General features: G+C 66.7%; 23 protein-coding genes, 1 tRNA gene and 1 pseudogene. 10 read left to right on the top strand and 15 right to left on the bottom strand.

The window, feature by feature from the left end:
• The first annotated feature begins 54 nt into the window (after positions 1-54).
• The gene (gene rsmI, locus AWC12_RS28695; protein ID WP_085178271.1) at positions 55-894 is read left to right on the top strand and encodes a 16S rRNA (cytidine(1402)-2'-O)-methyltransferase; all 840 of its coding nucleotides are present in this window, start codon (positions 55-57) and stop codon (positions 892-894) included.
• On the opposite strand, the gene AWC12_RS28700 is transcribed toward rsmI, so the two are convergent.
• The 4 genes from AWC12_RS28700 to metG form a co-directional block, all read right to left on the bottom strand.
• Positions 864-2,111, bottom strand: a complete 1,248-nt coding sequence (locus AWC12_RS28700; RefSeq protein WP_085178272.1) for an aminodeoxychorismate synthase component I — start codon at positions 2,109-2,111, stop codon at positions 864-866. The two genes, rsmI and AWC12_RS28700, sit on opposite strands and share 31 nt — an antisense overlap.
• Before the next feature lie 7 nt (positions 2,112-2,118).
• The gene (locus tag AWC12_RS28705) at positions 2,119-3,015 is read right to left on the bottom strand and encodes an RNA polymerase sigma-70 factor (protein ID WP_085178273.1); all 897 of its coding nucleotides are present in this window, start codon (positions 3,013-3,015) and stop codon (positions 2,119-2,121) included.
• Positions 3,012-4,205, bottom strand: coding sequence for an NAD(P)/FAD-dependent oxidoreductase (locus AWC12_RS28710; RefSeq protein WP_085178304.1), 1,194 nt, complete (start codon positions 4,203-4,205; stop codon positions 3,012-3,014). Before AWC12_RS28710 ends, AWC12_RS28705 begins: the two co-directional genes overlap by 4 nt.
• Positions 4,206-4,311: 106 nt before the next feature.
• Positions 4,312-5,847 carry a methionine--tRNA ligase gene (gene metG, locus AWC12_RS28715; protein WP_024448057.1) on the bottom strand — a complete coding sequence of 512 codons (1,536 nt, stop codon included), beginning with the start codon at positions 5,845-5,847 and terminating at the stop codon, positions 4,312-4,314.
• A 38-nt stretch (positions 5,848-5,885) separates the two neighbouring features.
• On the opposite strand from metG, the gene AWC12_RS28720 reads away from it, so the two are divergent.
• The 7 genes from AWC12_RS28720 to AWC12_RS28750 all read left to right on the top strand — a co-directional run bounded on the left by AWC12_RS28720 (position 5,886) and on the right by AWC12_RS28750 (position 13,927).
• A complete protein-coding gene (locus tag AWC12_RS28720) occupies positions 5,886-6,734 on the top strand; it encodes a TatD family hydrolase (RefSeq protein WP_024448056.1) in 849 nt (282 codons plus the stop codon).
• 91 nt (positions 6,735-6,825) lie between these two features.
• On the top strand, positions 6,826-7,953 hold the full coding sequence (locus AWC12_RS28725) for a resuscitation-promoting factor (RefSeq protein ID WP_085178274.1): 1,128 nt from the start codon (positions 6,826-6,828) through the stop codon (positions 7,951-7,953).
• Positions 7,950-8,891 carry a 16S rRNA (adenine(1518)-N(6)/adenine(1519)-N(6))-dimethyltransferase RsmA gene (gene rsmA / locus AWC12_RS28730; RefSeq protein WP_024448054.1) on the top strand — a complete coding sequence of 314 codons (942 nt, stop codon included), beginning with the start codon at positions 7,950-7,952 and terminating at the stop codon, positions 8,889-8,891. Before AWC12_RS28725 ends, rsmA begins: the two co-directional genes overlap by 4 nt.
• Before the next feature lie 138 nt (positions 8,892-9,029).
• On the top strand, positions 9,030-9,998 hold the full coding sequence (locus AWC12_RS28735) for a 4-(cytidine 5'-diphospho)-2-C-methyl-D-erythritol kinase (protein WP_024448053.1): 969 nt from the start codon (positions 9,030-9,032) through the stop codon (positions 9,996-9,998).
• A 320-nt stretch (positions 9,999-10,318) separates the two neighbouring features.
• Positions 10,319-11,953, top strand: a complete 1,635-nt coding sequence (locus AWC12_RS28740; RefSeq protein ID WP_024448052.1) for a fatty acyl-AMP ligase — start codon at positions 10,319-10,321, stop codon at positions 11,951-11,953.
• Between the two features lie 160 nt (positions 11,954-12,113).
• Entirely contained in the window at positions 12,114-13,076 is a 963-nt protein-coding gene (locus tag AWC12_RS28745) for an efflux ABC transporter ATPase subunit, DrrA-related (RefSeq protein ID WP_085178305.1), read from the top strand.
• Entirely contained in the window at positions 13,073-13,927 is an 855-nt protein-coding gene (locus tag AWC12_RS28750; RefSeq protein ID WP_024448050.1) for an ABC transporter permease, read from the top strand. The genes AWC12_RS28745 and AWC12_RS28750 overlap by 4 nt, the downstream gene beginning before the upstream one ends.
• On the opposite strand, the gene AWC12_RS28755 is transcribed toward AWC12_RS28750, so the two are convergent.
• Positions 13,924-14,457, bottom strand: a complete 534-nt coding sequence (locus AWC12_RS28755) for a DUF6611 family protein (RefSeq protein WP_081660084.1) — start codon at positions 14,455-14,457, stop codon at positions 13,924-13,926. The genes AWC12_RS28750 and AWC12_RS28755 overlap by 4 nt on opposite strands.
• A 91-nt stretch (positions 14,458-14,548) precedes the next feature.
• Here AWC12_RS28755 and AWC12_RS28760 point away from each other — a divergent pair, with 91 nt between their 5' ends.
• Complete coding sequence (locus tag AWC12_RS28760; RefSeq protein ID WP_085178275.1) at positions 14,549-15,577, top strand: epoxyqueuosine reductase; 1,029 nt, start codon at positions 14,549-14,551, stop codon at positions 15,575-15,577.
• A gap of 88 nt (positions 15,578-15,665) precedes the next feature.
• Complete coding sequence (locus AWC12_RS28765) at positions 15,666-16,112, top strand: hypothetical protein (RefSeq protein ID WP_024448047.1); 447 nt, start codon at positions 15,666-15,668, stop codon at positions 16,110-16,112.
• Between the two features lie 257 nt (positions 16,113-16,369).
• Here AWC12_RS28765 and pth read toward each other — a convergent pair whose 3' ends face one another.
• The 10 genes and pseudogenes from pth to AWC12_RS28820 all read right to left on the bottom strand — a co-directional run.
• Positions 16,370-16,948 carry an aminoacyl-tRNA hydrolase gene (pth, locus tag AWC12_RS28775; protein ID WP_085178276.1) on the bottom strand — a complete coding sequence of 193 codons (579 nt, stop codon included), beginning with the start codon at positions 16,946-16,948 and terminating at the stop codon, positions 16,370-16,372.
• 12 nt (positions 16,949-16,960) lie between these two features.
• Positions 16,961-17,626 carry a 50S ribosomal protein L25/general stress protein Ctc gene (locus AWC12_RS28780; protein ID WP_085178277.1) on the bottom strand — a complete coding sequence of 222 codons (666 nt, stop codon included), beginning with the start codon at positions 17,624-17,626 and terminating at the stop codon, positions 16,961-16,963.
• A 162-nt stretch (positions 17,627-17,788) separates the two neighbouring features.
• Positions 17,789-18,670: an oxidoreductase gene (locus AWC12_RS28785; protein ID WP_085178278.1), complete on the bottom strand. Its 882-nt coding sequence runs from the start codon at positions 18,668-18,670 to the stop codon at positions 17,789-17,791.
• A 74-nt stretch (positions 18,671-18,744) separates the two neighbouring features.
• On the bottom strand, positions 18,745-19,398 hold the full coding sequence (locus tag AWC12_RS28790) for an LpqN/LpqT family lipoprotein (RefSeq protein WP_234814201.1): 654 nt from the start codon (positions 19,396-19,398) through the stop codon (positions 18,745-18,747).
• Positions 19,395-19,739: an arsenate reductase (glutaredoxin) gene (gene arsC / locus AWC12_RS28795; RefSeq protein ID WP_207576503.1), complete on the bottom strand. Its 345-nt coding sequence runs from the start codon at positions 19,737-19,739 to the stop codon at positions 19,395-19,397. Before arsC ends, AWC12_RS28790 begins: the two co-directional genes overlap by 4 nt.
• Before the next feature lie 27 nt (positions 19,740-19,766).
• Positions 19,767-20,747 carry a ribose-phosphate diphosphokinase gene (locus tag AWC12_RS28800; protein WP_024448042.1) on the bottom strand — a complete coding sequence of 327 codons (981 nt, stop codon included), beginning with the start codon at positions 20,745-20,747 and terminating at the stop codon, positions 19,767-19,769.
• Positions 20,748-20,851: 104 nt separating this feature from the next.
• A complete protein-coding gene (gene glmU / locus AWC12_RS28805; protein WP_085178279.1) occupies positions 20,852-22,318 on the bottom strand; it encodes a bifunctional UDP-N-acetylglucosamine diphosphorylase/glucosamine-1-phosphate N-acetyltransferase GlmU in 1,467 nt (488 codons plus the stop codon).
• A 126-nt stretch (positions 22,319-22,444) separates the two neighbouring features.
• A tRNA-Gln gene (locus AWC12_RS28810) sits at positions 22,445-22,516 on the bottom strand.
• A 46-nt stretch (positions 22,517-22,562) separates the two neighbouring features.
• Positions 22,563-23,006 (bottom strand): GreA/GreB family elongation factor, encoded by a 444-nt coding sequence (locus tag AWC12_RS28815; protein WP_085178280.1) that lies wholly within the window; start codon positions 23,004-23,006, stop codon positions 22,563-22,565.
• 100 nt (positions 23,007-23,106) lie between these two features.
• Positions 23,107-23,280 (bottom strand): annotated as a pseudogene (locus AWC12_RS28820) (amino acid dehydrogenase); the annotation flags it as partial.
• Positions 23,281-23,323: the final 43 nt, after the last annotated feature.

Here is a 23,323-nt window from a genome sequence, read left to right on the forward strand (position 1 = left end):
CGATCGTAGGCTGTCTGCTGTGTTGATCCCCTGTCGCTCTGCTCCTGCCCTCCGATGACGGCCGGCAGACTGCTCGTGGGCGCCACGCCGCTGGGACAGCCGTCGGATGCATCCGTCCGTTTGATCCGGGCGCTGGGAAGCGCCGACGTCATCGCTGCCGAGGACACTCGCCGGATCCGGACGCTGGCCACCGCGCTCGAGGTGAAGCCGGTGGGCCGCATCGTCAGCCTCTACGACCAGAACGAGGCCTCCCGGGTGCCTGCCCTGCTCGACGACATTCGCAGCGGAGCGACGGTGCTACTGGTCAGCGACGCCGGAATGCCGCTGATCAGCGACCCCGGCTATCGCTTGGTCGCAGCCTGCGCGGAAAACGCGCTACCGGTGCAGTGCCTGCCCGGACCGTCCGCGGTCATTACAGCCCTGGCTGTCGCCGGGCTGCCATCGGAGCGGTTCTGCTTCGAGGGTTTCGCACCGCGCAAGCAGGCAGCGCGGACGTCATGGCTCCAGTCGCTGGCCGGCGAGCCGCGCACCTGTGTGTTCTTCGAATCGCCACGCCGGCTGCCCGACACGCTGTCCGACGCCGTCGACGTGCTGGGCCCGGACCGGCGGGCCGCGGTGTGTCGGGAGTTGACCAAGACGCACGAGGAGATCGCGCGAGGGACTCTCGGTGAACTCGCCGAGTGGGCGGCCGACGGCGTGCTGGGGGAGATCACCGTGGTGCTCGCTGGCGCGACGCCGACGGCGGACCCGGACGCGCTCATCGCGGAGGTGATCCGCCTTGTCGACGACGACGGCATGCGGGTCAAGGACGCGTGCGCGCAGGTGGTCGCGGCCCATCCGGGCTCCCCGTCGCGGCGTGAGCTCTACGATGCGGTTCTGCGCGCGCGGGAGTAGGCGGCCGCACCGACGATCGGCGCGGCCTTGTGCAGGCACTCGTCCCATTCGCGGCCGGGATCGGAATCGGCGGTGATGCCGCCGCCGACGCCGAGCACCGCGGCGCCGTCGGCGGAGAATTCCACCGTGCGGATCGCGACGTTCAGTTCGCAGCCTGCCACTGGTGAGGCCAATCCAACTGTCCCGCAGTAGATTCCGCGTCTTCGCGGCTCCCACCCCATGAGCAGCTCACGGGCGCGGAGTTTGGGGGTGCCCGTGACCGACGCGGGCGGGAACGTCGCCTCCAGCATTCTCGCCATCGGCAGCTCCGCGGGCACCTGTGCCGACACCGTCGACACCAGATGCCAGACTCCCGGTGCCGGACGGATGGCCAGCAACTCGGGCACCGACACCGAACCCGTGCGCGCGACCCGACCGAGATCGTTGCGGACGAGGTCGACGATCATGATGTTCTCCGCGACGTCCTTGACCGACGCGCGCAGTGCGGCGGGGTCCGCATCGCGCGGCAGAGTGCCTTTGATGGGACTCGACGTGACGTGCTCGCCGTACCGGCGCAGAAACAGTTCCGGCGACAACGATGCGATCGCACCCCAATCGCCGGCAAGGTAGGCCGCGCGCGACGGCGCTGTCCTCTCCACCGCCTCGGCGAAGAAGTCGACGGGATCGCCGTGGAGCGTGCCGGTGAACTGTGTGCAGACGCACGCCTGGTACACCTCGCCCGCCGCGATGGCGTCCAGGCAGGCGATGACGCCACGTTGGTGGGCGTCGCGGTCGGCGTCGCCCCACTCGACGGCGGCGGTGCGGCGGGGTGCAGCTGTGCGCAGCGAATCGGCGACCCAGGCAGAAATCGGTGCGCCACTGAGGCTTTCGTGCCACCAGCAGCCTTCCCTGTCGCATCGGAGGACCGAGTCCGACCAGCCGCCCGCCGCTTCGGGAACTCGGTATCCGCGCCCGTCGGCACCGGCGTCGGGATAGGAGAGATACCCGAACCATCCTCCACCGACCGCCCCGTCACTTCGATGACCGGGCGCTACGTCGAACACCTCCGACGGGGCGACAGGCGCTGCCGTCACCGACGGCGCGATCACCGCACGCGCGCCGAACCAGTCTCCGATCAACGCGGCGGGCGGTGCCAGCCCCAGTGGGGCGGTGGCCGCGGTCAGCGCCCGCAGGACCTGCGGGGCAGGGCCCAGGTCGCCGAGCCGCTCGATGCGCACCGACCCATTATCGGCTGATGCGTCGCGGCTCCATCACGCCAGCCAGCTTCTCCGGATTGCGCATCGCGTAGAAGTTGGTGATCTTGCCGTCGATCACCTCGACCGAGACGACGCCTTCGAGTTTGTCCCCGGTGTAGAGCACCAGGGCGGGGGCGTTGTTGTAGATCCCTGGTTCTGCGCGGCCGTCCGGTCCGCCCAGACGGATGAGGCCCAGAATCAGCTTCGCCACCCGCTCGGCCCCGGCGACGGGTCTGCGCGCGGCGCTGACCTTACCGTCGCTGTCTGCGGTCCACACCACATCAGGCGCAAGCATTCCCATCAACCCGTCGAGGTCCCCGGTCGCCGCCGCGGTGAAGAACTGCGTCGTGATCTCGTTCGAGACCTTGGGGTCGACCGGCTCGAAGCGTTTGCGGCGCGACTGCACATGCTCGCGCGCGCGATGCGCCATCTGGCGCACCGCGGTCACCGACTTCCCGAGCGTCGCAGCGATCTCGTCGTGGCCGAATCCGAACACCTCCCGCAGCACGAATACCGCGCGCTCGTCGGGGCTGAGGGTTTCGAGCACCACGAGCATCGCCATCGACACCGATTCGGCCAGCACCACATCGGCGGACGGATCGGCTTCGGTGAGAAGGGGTTCCGGCAGCCAGGGGCCGACGTAGTCCTCGCGGCGTCGCGACTGGGCGCGCAGCGCGTTGAGTGCCTGCCGGGTGACGAGCTGGGCCAGGTAGGCCTTGGTGTCGGTGACCGCACCAAGGTCGACCTCGGCCCAGCGCAGGTAGCTCTCCTGCAACACGTCGTCGGATTCTGTTGCACTGCCCAGGATCTCGTAGGCAATTGTGAACAGCAGCGGCCGCAGGTGCGTGAACCGCTCGGCGTGTTCGTCTCCGGCAGTCGCGGTCATCGGACCGGCACCGTCTGTGCAGCGGCGATCAGATCGGTACGGTCGGGCCCGCGGAAGTACCTGTAGGAACCCGGTTTTGCGGCCTCGCCGGCCAGCCACTTCACCGTGTACCGGCACACCTGTTCCTTGACGAGCGCGCCAGTGCGTCCGCCAATGTAAAGGCTGATCGGAGTGTCATCCTTGCGTGCCAACTGCACCGTTCCCGCACCGCGGCCGACGCTGATGCACTGACCCGTCATCATGACGGTGGCATCCGCGGGCGGGGTGCCCGCGATCCTGGCCAGCACCGTGTTGGCGGCCTGGGCGCCGAGCGGCAACCCGGCCTGGCAGCTCATCCGGTAGGGCAGGCCCGACGGTGACGCCGCGTCGCCGGTGGCGACGATGCGTTCGTCGTCAACGCTGGTCAGCGTCTCATCGGTGAGGAGCCGGCCCAGCCCGTCGGTCGTCAACCCGCTCTCGGCGGCCAGCGCGGGAACTCCGAAACCGGCTGTCCAGACGGTCACCGCGCTCGGTAGGGTGCTGCCGCCGGGCAGGGCGACCTGGTCGGGGCCGACGGCGGTGACGGTGGCCTGCGGTCCGTCGACGATCGTGACGTTCAGCTTGGCGAGCCGCTTGGTCACCGAACGGCGTCCCGCTTTGCTCAGCGACGGGCCGACGACGGGGCTGACCAGGGTGACTTTCCGGCCCGCTTCGGCGAACTCCGCTGCCGCCTCGATGCCGGTCAGGCCGCCTCCCACGACGACGATCGGCGCCCGCGCCGGAAGGTCCGACAGGCGTGACCTCAGACGCGTCGCCTGCTCCAATTCACCGAGAGGGTAAGCGAATTCGCGCGCTCCCGGCACCGATGCCGGGACGGCGCCGGTACTGCCGACCGCGTAGACGAGGTAGTCGTAAGCGAGCGTCGCACCGGATGCGAGCGTGACCTGACGGGAGTCGGCATCGATGCGTGCGACGCTGTCGACGACCAGCTGCACACCGGCGTTGAGCACGGTGTCGTAGTCGGTCACCGCAACCGTGCTGTGCGGGTCGCCGGCGGCCGCCAGCTGGTGCAGCCGGATGCGTTCGACGAACTCGGACCGGGGGTTGATCAGCTTCACCATCACATCGTCACGTGACATCAGCCGGTTGGCCGCCATTACGCCGGCGTATCCGCCGCCGATCACCAGCACAGTCGTAGCTTTCGCGCCCATGAGCATCTCCTTCGAGGTTGTCGACTCCGTAACGGGTCGGGCTGACCTCAAGACACCGGTGAGCGACGATGTGTGACATGCTGTGATGCACGTCACACCTTGGGCGTCACTCCGGTTGGTAGCGCGGGAAGACGCCCGTCGGCGCGGGCAGCGCCGTGCCGGCTGCCAGCCGCGTCCGGATCGCGGTGAACGCGCGGTCATTCGCGGGCTGGCCGAGCAGGTCCAGCAGTTTGGCCATCGCGTCCGGCATCACCGGCTGGCTGAGCAGCGCGGCGATCCGCACCACCTCCAGCGTCGTGTAGAGCACGGTCGCGAATCTAGCGGGATCGCTTTTGCGCAGCACCCACGGCTCCTGCGCTGAGAAGTAACGGTTCGCGGCGCCGAGCACCGACCAGATGGACTCCAGGGCCAGATGCATCGCTGTCGCGTCGAAGTGGCCTCGCACCTTCTCCAGCAGCGCATCGGCAGCGTCGAGCAGCTCCGAGTCCTCGGGCGTGAACTCGCCGGGGGTGGGCACCACGCCGTCGAGGTTCTTGGCGACCATCGACAGCGAGCGCTGCGCCAGATTCCCGAACTCGTTGGCGAGGTCGGCGTTGATGCGGCCGATGATGCCGTCCTCGCTGTAGCTACCGTCCTGCCCGAACGGCACCTCGCGTAGCAGGAAATAGCGCAGCTGATCGAGCCCGAACGTGTCGACGAGGTCGTTCGGGTCGACGACGTTGCCGACCGACTTGCTCATCTTCTCGCCGCGGTTGAACAGAAAGCCGTGCGCGAACACCTTTTTCGGCAGCTCGATGCCGGCCGACATCAGGAAGGCGGGCCAGTACACGGTGTGGAACCGGATGATGTCCTTGCCGATCATGTGCAGGTCGGCCGGCCAGTACCGCTGAAACGCCTCGGATTCGGTATCCGGGAATCCAACCCCGGTCAGGTAGTTGGTCAGCGCGTCCACCCATACGTACATGACGTGATCGGGGTGGTCGGGCACCGGGACACCCCAGTCGAACGTCGTTCGCGAGATCGACAGGTCGCGCAGGCCGCTAGAGACGAAGCTGACGATCTCGTTGCGCCGGACCTCGGGCTCGATGAAGTCGGGGTGCTCGGAGTAGAGGGCCAGCAGCCGGTCGGTGTAGGCCGAGAGTCTGAAGAAGTAGGTCTCCTCCTCGGTCCACGTCACCGGGGTGCCAGTTTCGGAGGCCACCCGAATTCCGTCACCGTCGACAGTCGTCTCGCCCTCGGTGAAGAAGCGTTCGTCGCGCACCGAGTACCAGCCCGAGTACTTGTCGAGGTACACGTCGCCCGCGTCGACCATCCGCGTCCAGATCGCCTTCGACGCCTCGTAGTGGTCGGCGTCGCTGGTCCGGATGAAGCGGTCGAACGAGATGTTCAGCTTCTCCTGCAGACGCTGGAAGACGTCGGAGTTGGCGCGGGCCAGTTCCGCGGTCGGCATGCCCAGCTTGGCGGCGGTCTCGGCCATCTTGAGGCCGTGCACGTCGGTGCCGGTCAAATAGCGGACATCGAAACCATCCAACCGCTTGAACCGCGCGATCGCATCGGTGGCGATGTATTCGTAGGCGTGACCGACGTGGGGATCACCATTGGGGTACGCGATCGCCGTGGTGATGTAGTAAGGCTCGCTCATTTCTCGCTCATTTCGACGTCAACCCTAAGGTGTCTTGGGTGAGTCCCTCACAGAAGCGCGAGCCGCCGCCCATTCCCGAACCTGTCGGCCCGTTGATCGACGCGCACACCCACCTCGACGCCTGCGGCGCCCGCGATGCGGACGACGTCCATGCGATCCTCGACCGCGCCGAACAGGCGGGCGTCAAGGCCGTCGTCACGATCGCCGACGACCTCGAATCTGCGAGGTGGGTCACCGAGGCTGCCGACTGGGATGCGCGCGTCTACGCGGCGGTGGCACTGCACCCCACCAGGTCCAATGCACTGACGCAAGAAGCGCGCACGGTGGTCGAAAGGCTCGCCGAGCATCCCCGGGTGGTCGCGATCGGTGAGACCGGGATGGACCTCTACTGGCCGGGTCGCCTCGACGGTTGCGCCGAGCCGAAGGAGCAGCGCGAGGCGTTCGCGTGGCATATCGACCTGGCCAAGCGCACCGGTAAGCCGTTGATGATTCACAACCGCGACGCCGACGCGGCCGTTCTCGAAGTGCTGCGCGCCGAAGGCGCCCCCGAGACTGTGATCTTCCACTGCTTTTCGTCGGATGCCGCGATGGCGCGGACCTGTATCGACGAGGGTTGGCTGCTGAGTCTGTCCGGCACGGTTAGTTTCAAAAATGCTCGTGACCTGCGGGAAGCGGCAGCTCTGATCCCGGCCGGACAGCTCCTGGTGGAGACCGACGCGCCGTTTTTGACCCCGCACCCGTTTCGCGGCGCGCCGAACGAGCCCTACTGCCTCCCATACACTGTCCGGGCGCTGGCCGACCTCGTCGGCCGGCCTGCCGAGGCTCTCGCCGAGGAGAGTTCTGAGACGGCGATGCGGGTTTACGGGCTGGCGGGTTGCTGGACCTAGACCTGTTCGTTACCGTCTTGTGATAAATCGCGCGGTGGCCACCCCCACCTTTACGCTGCCCGCGCCAGGCTAAGTCGGGATAGACGACATTTTGAATGCATTGACCAAACTTCATCAGACGCGCTCGCCCCTGCTGCGACTTCTCGTCGCGGCGACTTTGCTGGCATTGGCTTTCGCCGGCGTCACAGCTGTCGCTGCGCACAAGACGGTGACCCTGACGATCGACGGCTCGTCGATGACGGTGTCGACCATGAAGTCGCGCGTCATCGATGTCGTGACCGAAAACGGCTTCGACGTCGACGAGCGCGACGACCTGTTTCCTGCTGCCGACGCGCCCGTGAACCAGGCCGACACGATCGTCCTGCGCCGCAGCAGGCCACTGGAAATCTCGACTGACGGTGGCGGCGCCGAGCAGGTGTGGACGACGGCGTCGACCGTCGACGAAGCGCTCGCGCAATTGCAGATGACCGACAAAGCGCCCGTCGCGGCGTCTCGCGGGAGCCGTCTGCCGCTGGACGGCATGGCGCTTCCGGTGGTCAGCGCGCAAAACGTGCAAATCGAGGATGCCGGCGTGACGCGCACGGTGCGGCTTGCTGCCCCGAATGTGGCGGCGCTGCTAGATGCCGCCGGGGTGCCGCTACAGCAAAGAGACACAGTTACCCCCTCGCCGTCAAGCCCAATTGTGAACGGTATGCACATAAAAGTGACACGTGTGCGCATCGCGAAAGTCACCGAACGATTGCCGCTGAATCCGAACAATCAGCGCATCGAGGACATGACCCTCAACATGAGCCGCCAAATTGTGGAGGATCCCGGAAATCCCGGTGTCCAGGACGTGACTTTCGCGGTGTCGACGGTGAATGGCGTGGAAACCGGAAGGCTGCCAGTAGCCAATGTCGTCATCGCACCGGCCCGTGACGGTGTGCTGAGAGTGGGTGCCAAGCCGGGCACTGAGGTGCCCGCGGTGACCAACGGAGGCACCTGGGACGCCCTCGCGCGGTGCGAAGCCGGAGGTAATTGGGCCATCAATACCGGCAATGGCTATTTTGGTGGCGTCCAATTTGATCAAAACACCTGGGAGCGCAACGGTGGTCTGAGGTATGCTCAGCGAGCAGATCTGGCAACAAGAGAAGAGCAGATCGCGATTGCTGAGGTAACTCGGGCGCGCCAAGGTTGGGGAGCGTGGCCGACCTGTAGTGGGAGGATCGGTGCGTCGTGACAATACGGCTGCTGGGGAGAACTGAAATTCGGCATCTGGCTAAGTCAATTGACTTCAGGCCAAGAAAGTCTTTCGGTCAGAACTTCGTTCACGACGCGAACACGGTGCGTCGCATCGTCTCCGCGTCCAGCATCAACCGCTCCGATCATGTGCTTGAGGTCGGTCCCGGGCTGGGCTCGTTGACGCTGGCGCTGCTGGATCGGGGCGCGCGGGTCACCGCGGTGGAGATCGATCCGGTTCTGGCCAACCAGTTGCCGACGACCATTGCTGACCACTCGCACAGCGAGGCCAATCGGCTTACCGTCCTGAACAGGGACATCCTGACCTTCAAGCAGTCGGACCTCACCGACATGCCCACCGCGCTGGTGGCCAACCTGCCGTACAACGTCGCGGTGCCGGCCCTGCTGCACCTGCTGGCCGAGTTCCCGTCGATCCGGACCGTCATGGTGATGGTGCAGGCCGAGGTCGCCGAGCGCCTCGCCGCCGAGCCGGGCGGCAAGGACTACGGCGTGCCCAGCGCCAAGATTCGGTTCTTCGGGAACGTGCGCCGCTACGGCATGGTGTCCCCGACAGTGTTCTGGCCTATCCCTCGGGTGTATTCGGGCCTGGTGCGTATCGACCGCTACGAGACCTCTCCGTGGCCGACGGACGCCCAGTTCCGCGAGCAGGTCTTCGAGCTCATCGACATCGCCTTCTCGCAGCGCCGAAAGACCGTGCGCAATGCGTTCGCCGAATGGGCGGGTTCGGGCAACGAGTCGGCCAGCCGACTCCTCGCCGCCAGCATCAATCCGGCCCTTCGTGGTGAGACGCTGAGCATCAACGACTTCGTCCGGCTGCTGCAGCGCAGCGCCGACTGGCACGTCGTCCCCAAGACCGAGAATCCTGAGGAGCTCGAGCCGGTCGATGTCGGCGATGATTCGCAGGGCTTGACGGTCTGATCCGCCGCTGATTTCACTAAACCGGCCCCGGCTGCTCGCCGGGGCCGGTTTTGTGTCGGCACCCGCTGCCGTCGCGGGGCGACACCCCGACTACGCCTGGAATGCACGAGGTGTCGCTGCGGGATTAGTGTCGTTCGAGTGTCCGCGCGAGACGGTAATACTGCACCAGACTGGGTTCCTTCCGGCTCGGTCACGGTCCGCGTGCCCGGCAAGGTCAACCTCTATCTGGACGTCGGCGACGTTCGCGACGACGGCTACCACGAGCTGACGACCGTCTTTCATGCAGTGTCGCTGCTCGACGAGGTGACCGTGCGAACCGCCGATGTGCTGTCGCTGGACATCTCCGGAGAGGGCGCCGAATCCCTGCCGACAGACCACCGCAACCTGGCATGGCGCGCCGCCGAGCTGCTGGCCGACCACGTCGGCCGCGCCCCCGACGTCGCGATATCGATCGAGAAGACGATCCCGGTGGCCGGGGGTATGGCCGGCGGCAGCGCCGACGCGGCCGCGGTGCTGGTGGCGATGAACCACCTGTGGGAGCTCGGCGTGCCGCGGCGTGATCTGCACGCGCTGGCCGCTCAGCTCGGCAGCGATGTGCCGTTCGCTCTCCACGGGGGCACCGCGCTCGGTACCGGCCGGGGGGAGGAGCTGGCGACGGTGTTGGCGCGCAACACCTTTCATTGGGTGCTGGCGTTCTCGCCGGGCGAACTGTCCACCCCCGCGGTGTTCGCCGAGATCGACCGGCTGCGCGCCGAAGGGGACCGCACGCTTCCCCCGCGCCTGGAATCGCCAGAGCCGGTGCTGGCGGCGCTGGCGTCGGGGGACCCGGCTCAGCTGGCACCGCTGCTCGGCAACGACCTACAGCCCGCGGCGCTGAGCCTGGATTCGGCGCTGCGTCGCACACTGCGGGCCGGTGTCGAGGCGGGCGCCCTCGCGGGCGTGGTGTCCGGATCGGGTCCCACCTGTGCTTTCCTGTGCACCTCGGCGGGAGCCGCGGTCGACGTCGGCACCGAATTGGCAGGCGCGGGCGTGTGCCGCACCGTCAGGGTGGCAAGCGGTCCGGTGCAGGGGGCACGCGTGGTGCCGAGCCCGTCAGCCACCGGCTGACAGGTCAAGGCGCGATCACGAACAGGTGTGACGCACGCCTCAAAACTCGCGCGAGTTTGGCAGCTACTTAAGAGTTGCTTAAGATGAGCGACGGTGAGAGCTAGCGGTCGAGTAGTTCACGCAACAAGTTGCCCCACCGGCGGAGCCGGCGGGGTGGCGAACGGGATCCGCATCGCGTCCGGCCGAGTTTGCGAAACATCACCGATTCGAGACACAACCGCTCCCCAAAAGTGTGCGCGCCTCCATGAAAAGGCCGCTGATCAGGCGGAGCATGGCAAACGGGCATGTGCACCGGGGCAGATGTCGGCGAGGAGGTCGTCGTGAGCAGATTCACCGAAAAGATGTACCTGAATGCCCGCACCACCGATCGGGGCATGGTGACAGGCGAGCCGTATGAGCCCGTCCGTCACACCTGGGCCGAGGTGCACGAGCGGGCGCGGCGCATCGCCGGTGGCCTGGCCGCGGCCGGAGTGGGCCACGGCGACGCCGTCGGCGTACTGGCCGGGTTCCCCGTCGAGATCGCACCAACCGCTCAAGGTCTGTGGATGCGCGGCGCCAGCCTGACGATGCTGCACCAGCCGACCCCGCGCACCGACCTCGTGGTCTGGGCCGAGGACACCATGAACGTCATCGGCATGATTGAGGCCAAGGCCGTCATCGTGTCCGAGCCTTTCCTCGTCGCGATCCCCGTGCTGGAGGAGAAGGGCATCAAGGTCCTGACCGTCACCGACCTGCTGGCCTGCGAGCCCATCGACCCGATCGAGGTCGGTGAAGACGACCTGGCGTTGATGCAATTAACGTCCGGATCTACTGGTTCTCCTAAAGCCGTGCAGATCACGCACCGCAACATCCACTCGAACGCCGAGGCGATGTTCATCGGCGCCCAGTACGACGTCGACAAGGACGTCATGGTGAGCTGGCTGCCGTGCTTCCACGACATGGGCATGGTCGGCTTCCTGACCATCCCGATGTATTTCGGCGCCGAGCTCGTCAAGGTCACCCCGATGGACTTCCTGCGCGACACGCTGCTGTGGGCCAAGCTGATCGACAAGTACAAGGGCACGATGACCGCGGCCCCGAACTTTGCGTACGCACTGTTCGCGAAGCGGTTGCGCCGCCAGGCCAAGCCGGGCGAGTTCGATCTGTCCACCCTGCGGTTCGCGCTGTCCGGCGCCGAGCCGGTGGAGCCGGCCGATGTCGAGGACCTGCTCGATGCAGGTAAGCCGTTCGGGCTGGACCCCGGTGCGATCCTGCCGGCCTACGGCATGGCCGAGACCACGCTGGCGGTGTCTTTCTCCCCGTGCGGGCAGGGCCTGACCGTCGATGAAGTCGACGCCGACCTGCTGGCTGCGCTGCGCCGCGCGGTTCCCGCGACCAAGGGCCACACCAAGCGGCTGGCTGAGCTGGGCCCGCTGCTGACCGATCTGGAGGCGCGCGTCATCGACGACCACGGCAACGTGATGCCACCCCGCGGGGTCGGCGTCATCGAGCTGCGCGGCGAATGCGTGACGCCCGGCTACATGACGATGGGCGGGTTCATCCCGGCTCAGGACGAGCACGGTTGGTACGACACCGGCGACCTCGGCTACATCACCGAGGAAGGCAACGTCGTCGTCTGCGGTCGCGTGAAGGACGTCATCATCATGGCCGGCCGCAACATCTACCCGACCGACATCGAGCGCGCCGCGGGCCGTGTCGAGGGTGTGCGCCCCGGCTGTGCCGTCGCGGTGCGCCTGGACGCCGGACACTCGCGCGAGACGTTCGCCGTCGCGGTGGAGTCCAACAACTGGCAGGACCCGGTCGAGGTGCGCCGCATCGAGCATCAGGTCGCGCATGAGGTCGTCGCCGAGGTCGACGTGCGTCCCCGCAACGTCGTGGTGCTCGGCCCCGGCAGCATCCCGAAGACCTCGTCGGGCAAGTTGCGCCGCTCCACCTCGGTCTCACTGGTCACCTAACCCGGGCCGCACGGGCAGCACTCGCACCGCGAGCGCGCGGGTCTGCACGCAGACACGCCGCGATCATTGGCATTTCGCGCACGCTCGTGACTGTCGAGCGCAACGGTGACGGCCGATAATCGATTGGCTCATGTCAGGGGTGGCCCGTAGCGTCGAAGCCATGCCAACCCCTCCCGCGATCGAAGCGATCGATCTGGTGAAGAGGTTCGGAGACGAGACCGCTGTCGGCGGTGTCAGCTTCGCCGTTCCTCCGGGGACCGTGCTCGGCTTGCTCGGCCCGAACGGTGCAGGCAAGACGACGACCGTGCGGATGATGACGACCTTGACGGAGCCCACCAGCGGAACAGCGCGGGTCGCTGGGTTCGACGTTGTCACCCAGCCCGACGAGGTGCGCCGCCACATGGGGCTGACGGGTCAGGTCGCGACCGTCGACGAGCTGCTGACCGGCCGCGAGAACATCCGGATGATCGGCGGGCTTCTCGGTGTCCGGCGCAAAGACCTAAAGGGCATCTGCGATCGGCTGCTGCACCAGTTCTCCCTCGCCGATGCGGGCGACCGCGTGGTGCGGTCCTACTCCGGGGGGATGCGTCGCCGACTCGACCTCGCAGTGAGTCTGCTCGCCTCGCCGCCGGTGCTCTTCCTCGACGAGCCGACGACGGGGCTGGATCCCCGCAGCCGCAGCGAACTGTGGGACGTGCTGCGCGACCTGGTGGCCCAAGGCACCACACTGCTGCTGACCACCCAGTACTTGGAGGAAGCCGATCAGCTTGCCGACAACATCGTGGTGATCGACCGCGGCCGCATCATCGCCGAGGGCTCTCCGCTGGAACTCAAACAGCAGGCCGGACGGGCCAGTCTGGTCGTGACCGTGGCCGACGCAGCCGACCTCGAGTCCGCCCGCGCCCTGTTGGCGAGGACGGGGGCCGACGTGTTCGTCGACGTGGGAGCCCGCAGGCTGACGGCGTCCGCGGACGGTCTGGACGACATGATCCAGGTGGCGGGCTGGCTGCGCGACGCCGGAATCACCGTCGACGACATCGGTTTGAGCAGACCCAGCCTCGACGATGTGTTCCTGACCCTCACCGGGCACCGCACCGAAGACAACGAGGAGCTCAGCGCATGACGGCGCTCGAAACGCACGCCACCACGTCGGTGCGGCCCGAACCGGTCACCACGCATCGCACCAATCTGGCTCAGCAGTCCTGGATCATGGTGAAACGCAACATGATCCATACCAAGCGCATGCCGGAGATGCTCAGCGACGTCACGGCGCAGCCGATCATGTTCGTGCTGTTGTTCGCGTTCGTATTCGGCGCGTCGATCACCAACACCGGAGGCGCGTCGTACCGGGAGTTCCTGCTACCGGGCATCCAGGCGCAGACCATCGTGTTCTCGGCCTTCGTAGTGGCGGCGGGAATCACCGCCGACGTCGAGAAGGGCATCATCGACCGCTTCCGGTCGCTGCCGATCTCTCGGTCCTCAGTGCTGATCGGCCGCAGCATCGCCAGTGTCATCCACTCGTCGCTGGGGGTGCTCGTGATGGCGGTGACGGGCCTGGCCATCGGCTGGCGGATTCGTAACGGCGTGGGGGAGGCGATCCTGGCGTTCGTCCTTCTGCTGGTGTTCGGCTTCGGGATGATCTGGTTCGGCGTTCTCGTGGGATCGCTGATGCGCACCGTCGAGGCGGTCAACGGCGTGATGTTCACGGTGCTGTTTCCGATCACCTTCCTTGCCAACACGTTTGTGCCCACAGAGCCGATGCCGCGCTGGCTGCGGGTGATCGCCGAGTGGAACCCGGTGTCGTCACTGGCGCAGGCGATGAGGGAACTGTGGGGCAATGGCGGTCCCGCGCCTGAGAGCGCCCAGCTGCCGCTGCACTATCCGGTGCTGTCGACGATCCTGTGGTCGCTGGCGCTGACGGCGCTGTTCGCGCCGTTCGCGCTGTACGCCTACAAGCGCAGAACCGCGGACTAGCCGGTCGACACCGAGCGCGCGGGCAGCCGGTCGTAGACGCTCCACCACACAGCTTCGTGAGCGGCCGGGGTGATATCGCCGCGCTCGAGACGCTGATCGGCCTCGAGTACTTCGGCAGCCAGCGTGACGAGACGCACGCGGGCCGCTGCCGCGTCGTCGTCGCGATAACCCGCCAGCACAGCGACGGTCATCGAGCGCACTCGTGAATATTGCCTTCCTGCGCGGATCCTCGCGATCACTCCAGCAACCAGAACCGCGGCCGTCGACACCGCCAGCGCAGTCCACGGCCCGATCCGGTGGGCGAGCACGATCTCACAACCCAGCCACAACATCAGCCCCCAGACCGGCCAGCCCCGCGCAATCCTCACGTCGCGGCGCTCGGCGTCGGTAATCCCAGGCGGATACATCACGAGCCGGTAGCGGGTGACACCCATGCGGTCGGCGTGGATGGCCAACGAACCCCAGCGGCGGTCCCCGCGGACCGTCCGTTCCCACGCCTGGCGCATGGTTGTCGGCCGTGTGCTGTGCATGTCTCAGGTCTACGCCTCGGATCGGGCAGTGCCGCCGTTCCAAACGGATTCTTAACGGTCCAGCTGAGTCTTGCAAGCTATACTCAGCTATGTGGAGAAGCTGCCGAGCCGATTGGCCGACCATCCGACCGTGCGCGCGGTGCGGTCCCGTCCGACGCCCGCTCCGGGCGCCATCGATGCCGACTGGCTGCGAAAAGTCTGCCTGGAGGCCGGTGTCGACGACGTCGGTTTCGCCCGAGTCGACGACCCCGAGCTGACCTCCGAACTGCCCCACGTCGAGGCGGCGCTGCCCGGGGCGGTGAGCTACATCTCGCTCGTGGTCAAGATGAACCGTGACAATGTCCGCTCGATCGCGCGCAGTGTCGCCAACCAGGAGTTCCACCGCAGCGGCGAACTCATGAACGAGGCCGCCCACCGGATCACCCGGGTGCTCCAGGACGCGGGTCACCGCGTCGTCAATCCGTCGGCGACGTTCCCCATGGAGATGGACCAGTTTCCCGGCCGGATCTGGGTAGTTGCACACAAGCCCGTCGCGGTCGCAGCGGGCATGGGCGCGATGGGCATCCACCGCAACGTGATCCACCCGAAGTTCGGCAACTTCATCCTGCTCGGCACCGTCCTGGTCGCCTCCGAGATCAGCGAATACGATGCGCCGCTGGACTATTCGCCGTGTCTGGAATGCAAGCTGTGTGTGTCGGCATGCCCGGTCGGGGCCATCAAGAAAAACGGCGACTTCGACTTCTTTGCGTGCTCGGTGCACAACTATCGCGAGTTCATGGGCGGCTTCACCGACTGGGTGCAGACCATCGCCGACAGCGCCGACGCCGAGGACTTCCGGTCCCGCGTCACCGATTCGGAAAACCTATCGATGTGGCAGAGCCTGTCGTTCAAGCCCAATTACAAGGCGGCCTACTGCCTGGCGGTATGCCCGGCCGGTGAAGAGGTCATCGAGCCCTACCTCGAAGACCGCAAGGGGTTCATGGACCTGGTGTTGAAACCGCTTCAGGAAAAGCGCGAAACTCTTTACGTACTACCAGGTTCCGATGCCGAAGCGCACGCTACGAAACGCTATCCCCACAAGCCGGTCAAGAGGGTCGACAGCGGAATCCGCCGCCTTTGAGCAGTCCGGGGAAAGCGGCGGATTCCACAGTGGCGTGTCAGCCCGGACCCTATGATGACGGTCGAATCCTTCTCAAGAAAGGGGCAGGATGACCACAATCGCGTGGCGTTTCGGTGTTCGGATGGGAATGGCCTCGGCAACCGGCCTCACCGTGATGGTGGTGACGGCGGCGATCTCGTGGGCAGGCGGGCCCGGTGGGGTCGTCACGGGTGGTGATATCTCGCGGGCCGTGGGGTCCGGAGTCATGGACGGGTTGCTCGTCGGTTTCTCGGCCTCGGGTCCGACCAACGATGCGGCATCGGCTGCGGTGGTGGCAGCCTGCCAGAGCACCGGCGCCGAGCAATGCAGTAGCGACGAAGTGACCAACGACGTCTTCTGCGTGGTCTCAGTCGGAGCCGACGACGGCAGTGGCATCGTCTCGGGCGGTGCCGGGGCAACCATCGAAGCGGCGCGTGACGATGCATTCGCCAATGTTGCGCGTGCGAATCTGGTTCTCGACCCGAGTGCCCGTGTTCTCGCGGGATCGTGCCCGTGAGGAGTGACATGAGCAGTTGTGGGCGTTACGTGAGAATTCTGTTGGCGCCCAGCGTAGTAGCGGCCGCGTTGATGGTCGCTCCGGTGGCCGGCGCGCAGGCCACCTGTAAGGAGGCCGGCAGCTTAACCAGATGCGAGACGAGTGGGAGCGTGTCCATCAAGGCGGTTCCGGGTACCCGGGCGCCGAATGTGGCCGACACGATTCCGCGCGGCTACAACCGCCGGGGACCGGGGATCGTCCTGACCTGGTAGGGCTGTTCAGCTCCAGGCGTGCACGATGTTCTGCGCCGGTTCGACGCCGAGTTCGACCAGGAGCTCGGTGGCGTCGGCGGCCAGCTCGACGATGGTGCCCAGTTCCGGGCGTTCTTTGGAGTTGAAGTTCTCCAGTACGAAACTGGCGCCCGACTTCTGGCCGGGCGGTCGGCCGATGCCGACCCTGACGCGCTGAAAGTCGTTGCCGCCCAAGGCTGAAGCGACAGAACGCAGGCCGTTGTGGCCTGCGACACCGCCGCCGGACTTAAGCCTGATCCGGCCGAAATCGATGTCGAGTTCGTCGTGGATGATCACGACGTCCGCAGGGGCGACGGAGTAGAACTTCGCCAACGGACCGACCTGGCGACCCGACTCGTTCATGTAGACCCGCGGTTTGGCGAGCACCACCGGACGGCCCGCAAGCCGTCCGGTGGCGACGTCTGCGCCAGAGCGCTTGTGCGCCTTGAACTTTTCGCCCATGCGATCGGCGAGCACGTCGGCCACGAGGAACCCCAGGTTGTGCCGGGTTGTGGCGTACTGCGGTCCGGGGTTGCCCAGGCCGACCACCAGCACGGGTTCGGCCATTACGCGATTCGCCTACTCGGAGTCGGACTCGGCGGCGGCTTCCTCGCCGCCCTCGCCCTCGGCCGCTTCGGGCTCCTCGGCCGCTTCGCCTTCCTCGCCGGCGCCCTCGGCCTCGAGGTCTTCCTCAGTGGGCGCGGTGACGACGTTGACGACCAGCAACTCGGGATCGGACACCAGCGTCACGCCGCCGGGCAGCTCCACCTGTCCGGCCAGGATCTGGGTCCCCTCGGTGGCGTCTTCGACGGACACGGTGAGCTGCTCGGGGATGGACTGGACGTCCGCCTCGATCTCGATCGCGTTGGCATCCTGGGTGACCAGAGTGCCCGGTGCGGCGTCACCTTCGACGATGACGGTGACCTCGACGGTCACCTTCTCGCCGCGGCGCACGACGAGCAGGTCGGCGTGCTGGATGTTGCGGCGGATCGGGTGGATCTCGATTGCCTTAGTCAGCGCGAGTTGCTCCGTGCCGTCGATATCGAGCGTCAACACGGCGTTGGTGCCCGCGTTACGCAGCACGGCGGCGAAGTCGTGGCCGTTGAGCTCGAGGTGCTGGGGGTCGGTGCCGTGGCCGTAGAGGACCACGGGAACGCGGCCGTCGCGGCGGGCGCGACGGGAGGCACCCTTACCGGTAGCGCTGCGGACGGCAGCCTTGAGATTGTTGGGGGCGTTCTTCGCCATGTGTGTCGCTCCTGTGCCGGTGGTCGGTTCTCGGGCACGGCCAGGGGTCACACATCAAGTGTCGATTCCCGTCGATAACGGTGTCCTGCTGAAAAGCCGATGCAGGTCACCCTCGCCGTGACGCGTCCGCAAGGGTAGCGCAAACCCCTGCTCAGCTGAAAATCACAGCGGGAAGTCGGCACCCGTGAGCTGCTCGGACAGCGTCCACAGCGCGGTGGCCCGCGCGCGGTCACGTGCCAGCGGGCTGCGCCAGTGCGCCACCGTAGGACCGCGCATGGAGTATTTCGGCCCGACGAAGGTGTCGCCGGGCAGCTCCTGAGACACCGCATACAGCGTCTGCCTGGCTCCGAAGTCGGCGTCGGTGGCGAACAGCCGGTTGCCGGCGTCCCAGATGCGGGTCCCGAACCGGTTGCCCGTTTGTCCCTGCAGGTTGGTCGCGGAGTACCCGGGGTGGGCCGCGAGAGATCTCACAGGGGACCCGGCGAGGCTGAGCCGGCGCTGCAGTTCGCTGGTGAACAGCAGGTTGGCCAGCTTGGATTGACCGTAGGCGGGCCACGCAAGATACGGCCGGGACTTCCAGTTGAGATCTTTGAGGCTGACGTAGCCGATCAGATGCATCATCGACGAGACGGTCACGACACGATCGGTGATCTTGGGCAGCAGCAGGTTGGTCAGTGCGAAGTGCCCGAGGTGGTTGGTGCCGATCTGACTCTCGAAACCGTCGGCTGTCAGCGCGAACGGCACCGCCATGATGCCGGCGTTGTTCACCAGCACGTCCACCCGGTCATCAGGACCGGAAAAGCCCTCGGCGAACGACTGCACCGACCCCAGATCCTGCAGATCGAGGTGGCGTACGTGCACGTCGCCGGTCATGCCGGCCGCGGCGGCGTTGCCCTTGTCGAGGTCGCGCACCGCAAGGATCGTCCGCGCGCCGACCCGGGCGAGCTCGCGGGCGGTCACCAGCCCGAGTCCGCTGTTGGCACCGGTCACGACGACGGTGCGCCCGGCGAACGAAGGCAGGTCCGCGGCGGTCCAGTCGCTCATAGCCCACACAGTAACGGGATCTGCTGGCGTATCCGGTGGACGAACTCAACGCGGGGATGGCCGGTCAGCGAACGTCACGGAAGCTTGACGGTGAACCCTTTGATGATGGTCTCGATGTCGGGTGCTTCCTCGGCGGCTTTGTCCGCGTACCCGGTGACGGTGAACTGGATGAGGTAGCGCTGAGCCTTCGGCGGTGCGCCGGTGGCGATGACGATGCGGTTGTAGCTGTGCATCCTGGAGCCGTTGAGGTCGTAGCTGCCCTCGATCATCGACGACGGAAATCCGTTGAACGGCTCCGCTGAGGTGTTGAGCTCCCGGAAATTCTCCGACATCTGGGCGTCGGCATTGGCGTGGCTCAAGGCTTGCGTGACGTCGAAATCACCGTCGAGCTCGAACACCATCAGCATGGCCATGGGATAGGTGTCGCCTTTGGCGATCGTCCGGGTGCCGGGAGCCAAGTTGGTGTTCATGTAGGGCTGCCAGCCGGCCGGCGTGGGTATCGACACCGTCAAGTCGGTCAGCTTGTCCGGGGCGACGGGTTGCCCGCCGACACCCGATTCCTCCAGGAACGCCGCGATCGATTTCGGCGGCGTCGACGCGTCAGTCGTGGTCGTGGGCGGCGCGGTGGTTGTCGACCAAACCGATTGGTAGTCAGGCGTTTCGGTCGCACACCCGGTCATGACCACTGCCGCCGCCGCGGTCACGGCCAGCCGCAGGCGAACAGTCACAGAATCTCTCGGACGTTGTCGATGGGCCGGGCCAGCCGCGTGCCTTTGTCGGTGATGACGAACGGCCGCTCGATCAGGATCGGATGCTCGGCCATCGCGTCCAGGAGTTCGTCGTCGGAGGCCGACGCGAGATCCAGCTCGCCGTAGAGTGATTCGCGCTTGCGTACCGCCGCCCGAACGTCAATGCCCGCCTCGGAGATCATCGTCGTCAGCTCGGCGCGCGACGGCGGCGTCTTGAGGTACAGCACGATCTCCGGTTCGACTCCGTTGTCGCGCAACAACTCCAGGGTCTTGCGCGACGTCGAGCATTTCGGGTTGTGCAAGATCCGCGCCAAAGTCATATCTCCTCGCGCAAGCGCTCGTCGGTATTAGGCCGATCCGTCGAAAAGTCCTGTCACGGAGCCGTTCTCGAAGACCGCGCGGATGGTGTTGGCCAGCAGTGGCGCGATCGAGAGCACGGTCAGCTGCGGGAACATCTTGTCCTCGCCGATCGGCAGCGTGTTGGTGACGATGACTTCACGCGCGCCGCTGTCGGCAAGCCGTTCGCGCGCCGGGTCGGACAACACGCCGTGGGTGGCGGCGATGACGACGTCGGCCGCCCCGTCCTCCTTGAGCAGCCGCACGGCTCCGGCGATGGTGCCGCCGGTGTCGATCATGTCGTCGGTGAGGATGCACGTCCTGCCCTTGACGTCGCCGACGACGCGGTTGGACTTGACCTGGTTGGGCACCAGGGGATCGCGGGTCTTGTGGATGAAGGCCAGCGGCACACCGCCCAGAGAGTCTGCCCACTTCTCGGCGACGCGCACGCGGCCGGAGTCGGGGGAGACGACCACCATGTCGTGATCGGCGTAGTTCTCGGCGATGTAGCCGGTCAGCAGCTTCTGGGCGCGCATGTGATCCACCGGCCCGTCGAAGAAGCCCTGAATCTGGTCGGTGTGCAGGTCGACGGTGACGATGCGATCCACGCCAGCGGTCTTGAGCAGGTCGGCAACAAGGCGCGCGGAGATCGGCTCACGCCCGCGGTGCTTCTTGTCCTGTCGCGCATAGGGATAGAACGGCAGGATCGCCGTGATCCGCTTCGCGCTGCCGCGCTTGAGCGCGTCGATCATGAGCAGCTGTTCCATCAGCCACTGATTGAGCGGCCAGGGATGGCTCTGCAGCACGAAGGCGTCGCAGCCGCGGACGGACTCGTCGAAGCGGACGAAGATCTCACCGTTGGCGAAGTCCCTGGCGGTCTGTGCAGTGACCGCCACGTCGAGTTCCTTGGCGACCTGCTCGGCGAGTTCAGGGTGCGCCCGACCCGAGAAGAGCATCAGGTTCTTGCGGTTGTCGGTCCAGTCGTGACTCACGGTCTGCCCTCGGCGGTCGGGTGTCGATTCTCGGGTCATCGTACGTAGCGCTGACGTTCATACGCTGGCGGGTTACCAGAATGCCAACAAACGGCGACCGAATGCTACTCGCTGGTAGCTCGAGGCTTTTCCGGCTCGGCCGCCTTCGCTGCTCGCGCCGCGGCCTCTGCTGCAGCACTGCCGGGTCGCTTTCGTTGCACCCAGCCCTCGATGTTGCGCTGCGGACCGGCCGAAACGGCGAGCGCGCCAGGGGGCACATCTTCGCGAACGACGGTGCCCGCGCCGGTGTAGGCGCCGTCGCCGACGGTGACGGGCGCCACGAACATGGTGTCGGACCCGGTGCGCACGTGGGAGCCGATCGTGGTGCGGCTCTTTGTTTCTCCGTCGTAGTTGACGAACACGCTGGAGGCGCCGATGTTGCTGTGCTCGCCGATGTCGGCGTCGCCGACGTAGGTCAGGTGCGGCACTTTGGTGCCGGTTCCGATGGTGGCGTTCTTGGTTTCGACGAACGCGCCGAGCTTGGCGGACACGCCGAGCGCTGTCCCGGGACGCAGATAGGTGAAGGGGCCGACGACGGCGTCCGCGCCGATCGTCGAGGAGCTGCCGTGGGTGCGGATCACCTGGGCACCGTCTCCGACGGCGACGTCGGTCAGCGTGGTGTCGGGCCCGATCTCGCAGCGGTCCCCGACGGTGGTCGCGCCGAGCAGTTGGGTGTTCGGGCGAATGACGGTGTCGCGGCCGATGGTCACGTCGATGTCGATCCAGGTCGTTGCCGGGTCGATCACCGTCACCCCGTTGCGCTGATGCGCCGCGACGATGCGGCGGTTCAGCACGCCGGCCAGTTCGGCCAGCTGAACGCGGTCGTTGACGCCGGCGACCAGTGCCGAATCGTCGATGTGCTTAGCCCGCACGTGGCCGCCGTCGCCGCGGATGAGGGCGATCGCGTCGGTCAGGTAGAGCTCCTGCTGGGCGTTGTCGGAGCGCAGTCTGCTCAGTGCCGAACGCAGCGCGCCGATGTCGAACGCATAAACCGCGGCGTTGACCTCGGTGATCATCTTCTGGGACTCGGTGGCGTCGGCCTGTTCGATGATGGCGAGCACCTCGCCGTCGGTGCTGCGCAGGATTCGTCCATAGCCGGTCGGGTCGGCCAGTGTGGTCGTCAGGAGCGTGGCCGCCGCGGGCTCGGCTTGGTGGGCGGCAACCAGCTCGGCCAGCGTCTCGGAGTTCAGCAGCGGGACGTCGCTGGCGGTGATGACGACGACGCCGTCGAAATCCTCGGGTAGCGCCGTGATCCCGCACGCGACCGCGTGCCCGGTGCCGCGCTGCTCTTCCTGCAGGGCGATGTCGACCGTCCTGCCGAGCTGCTCGCCGATCTGCTGCGCTGCCGGGCCCACGCGTTCGCGATCTTTGCCAACCACCACGACGAGGTGCTTCGGCGCGATCTGCGCCACGGCGTGCAGGCTGTGGCCGAGCATGCTGCGGCCACCCAGCGTGTGCAGCATCTTCGGGGTGGCGGATTTCATCCGGGTGCCCGCTCCGGCCGCCAAAATCAGGACCGCGGTGTCACGCATAGATGTCCTTCCTCGCCGTCGCGAGCGCCCTTGCACCGCGAGCGCCCTTGCACCGCGAGCGCGCGTGTCTGCGCGCCGACACACCGCTTCTGGATGTCTTTTCGCGCACGCTCGCGGCTGCAAAAGCTCCGTCGCCAGGACTCGAACCTGAACTATCTGAACCAAAATCAGAGGTGCTGCCGATTACACCACGACGGACCGGATGACCAGTACGCGTGCGACTCTAACCCACCGAGACGTCGGCTCAACCCCGCGGCGATCCCGCGCCCGCGGCCTGGTGGGCGCCGAACGGTGTGGCGGCGACCAAGGTCACCGATTGGATGCCGCCCCCGGGAAGCGGGTAGCTGCGCTTCTCTCCGGGCGTTGCGCCGTGCAGCGCGCCGCCAAGCGGAGAGTTGACGGTGTAGACCTCCAACTCTGCATCCGCGGTGCCGCGAGTGCCGAGCAAGAAGGTCTCGGTGTCGCCGCTGTCGTCGAAGCGCACGGTCAGCACCATTCCGGGTTCGGCGATCCCGTCATCGGCGGGGTCGATCGCGTGGTCGGCTCGACTCAACAGCTCGTGGATGTGGCGAATGCGTTCCTTGCGCGTCAACCAGGCATCCACGATGTCGTCGGCCCCGGCGTTTCTCGGCAGCGCGAGCAGCGCGCAGAGCTCGCGCTCCAGGCTCTCGCGAGAGCGCGGCGTCATCCATATGGGGCTGGCTGTGTGCACGTCTTGTCCTTTCGATGGCAATGGTCGTCGCCAGGGGCGGGATGAGCGCACCGCCCCTGACGACTGGAATCCCTCGTCAGAGGGGGAGTGTGAGAGTTTCGGCCGAGCTGACAGACCGGCGTCCGCGCAGCGGGTCGAACGGGCGGATGGTCTCGGATTGCTTTCCCGTGACGATGTGTTCGGCGAGCAGGCGGCCGGTGACGGGACCATGGGCCAGCCCCCACCTGCCGTGTCCGCCGGCAACGTAGGTCGACGCCGCGACCTGGCCGATGATGCCGGCGCCCACGACAATC

The organism is Mycolicibacterium iranicum, from assembly GCF_002101705.1.
GTDB lineage: Bacteria > Actinomycetota > Actinomycetes > Mycobacteriales > Mycobacteriaceae > Mycobacterium > Mycobacterium iranicum.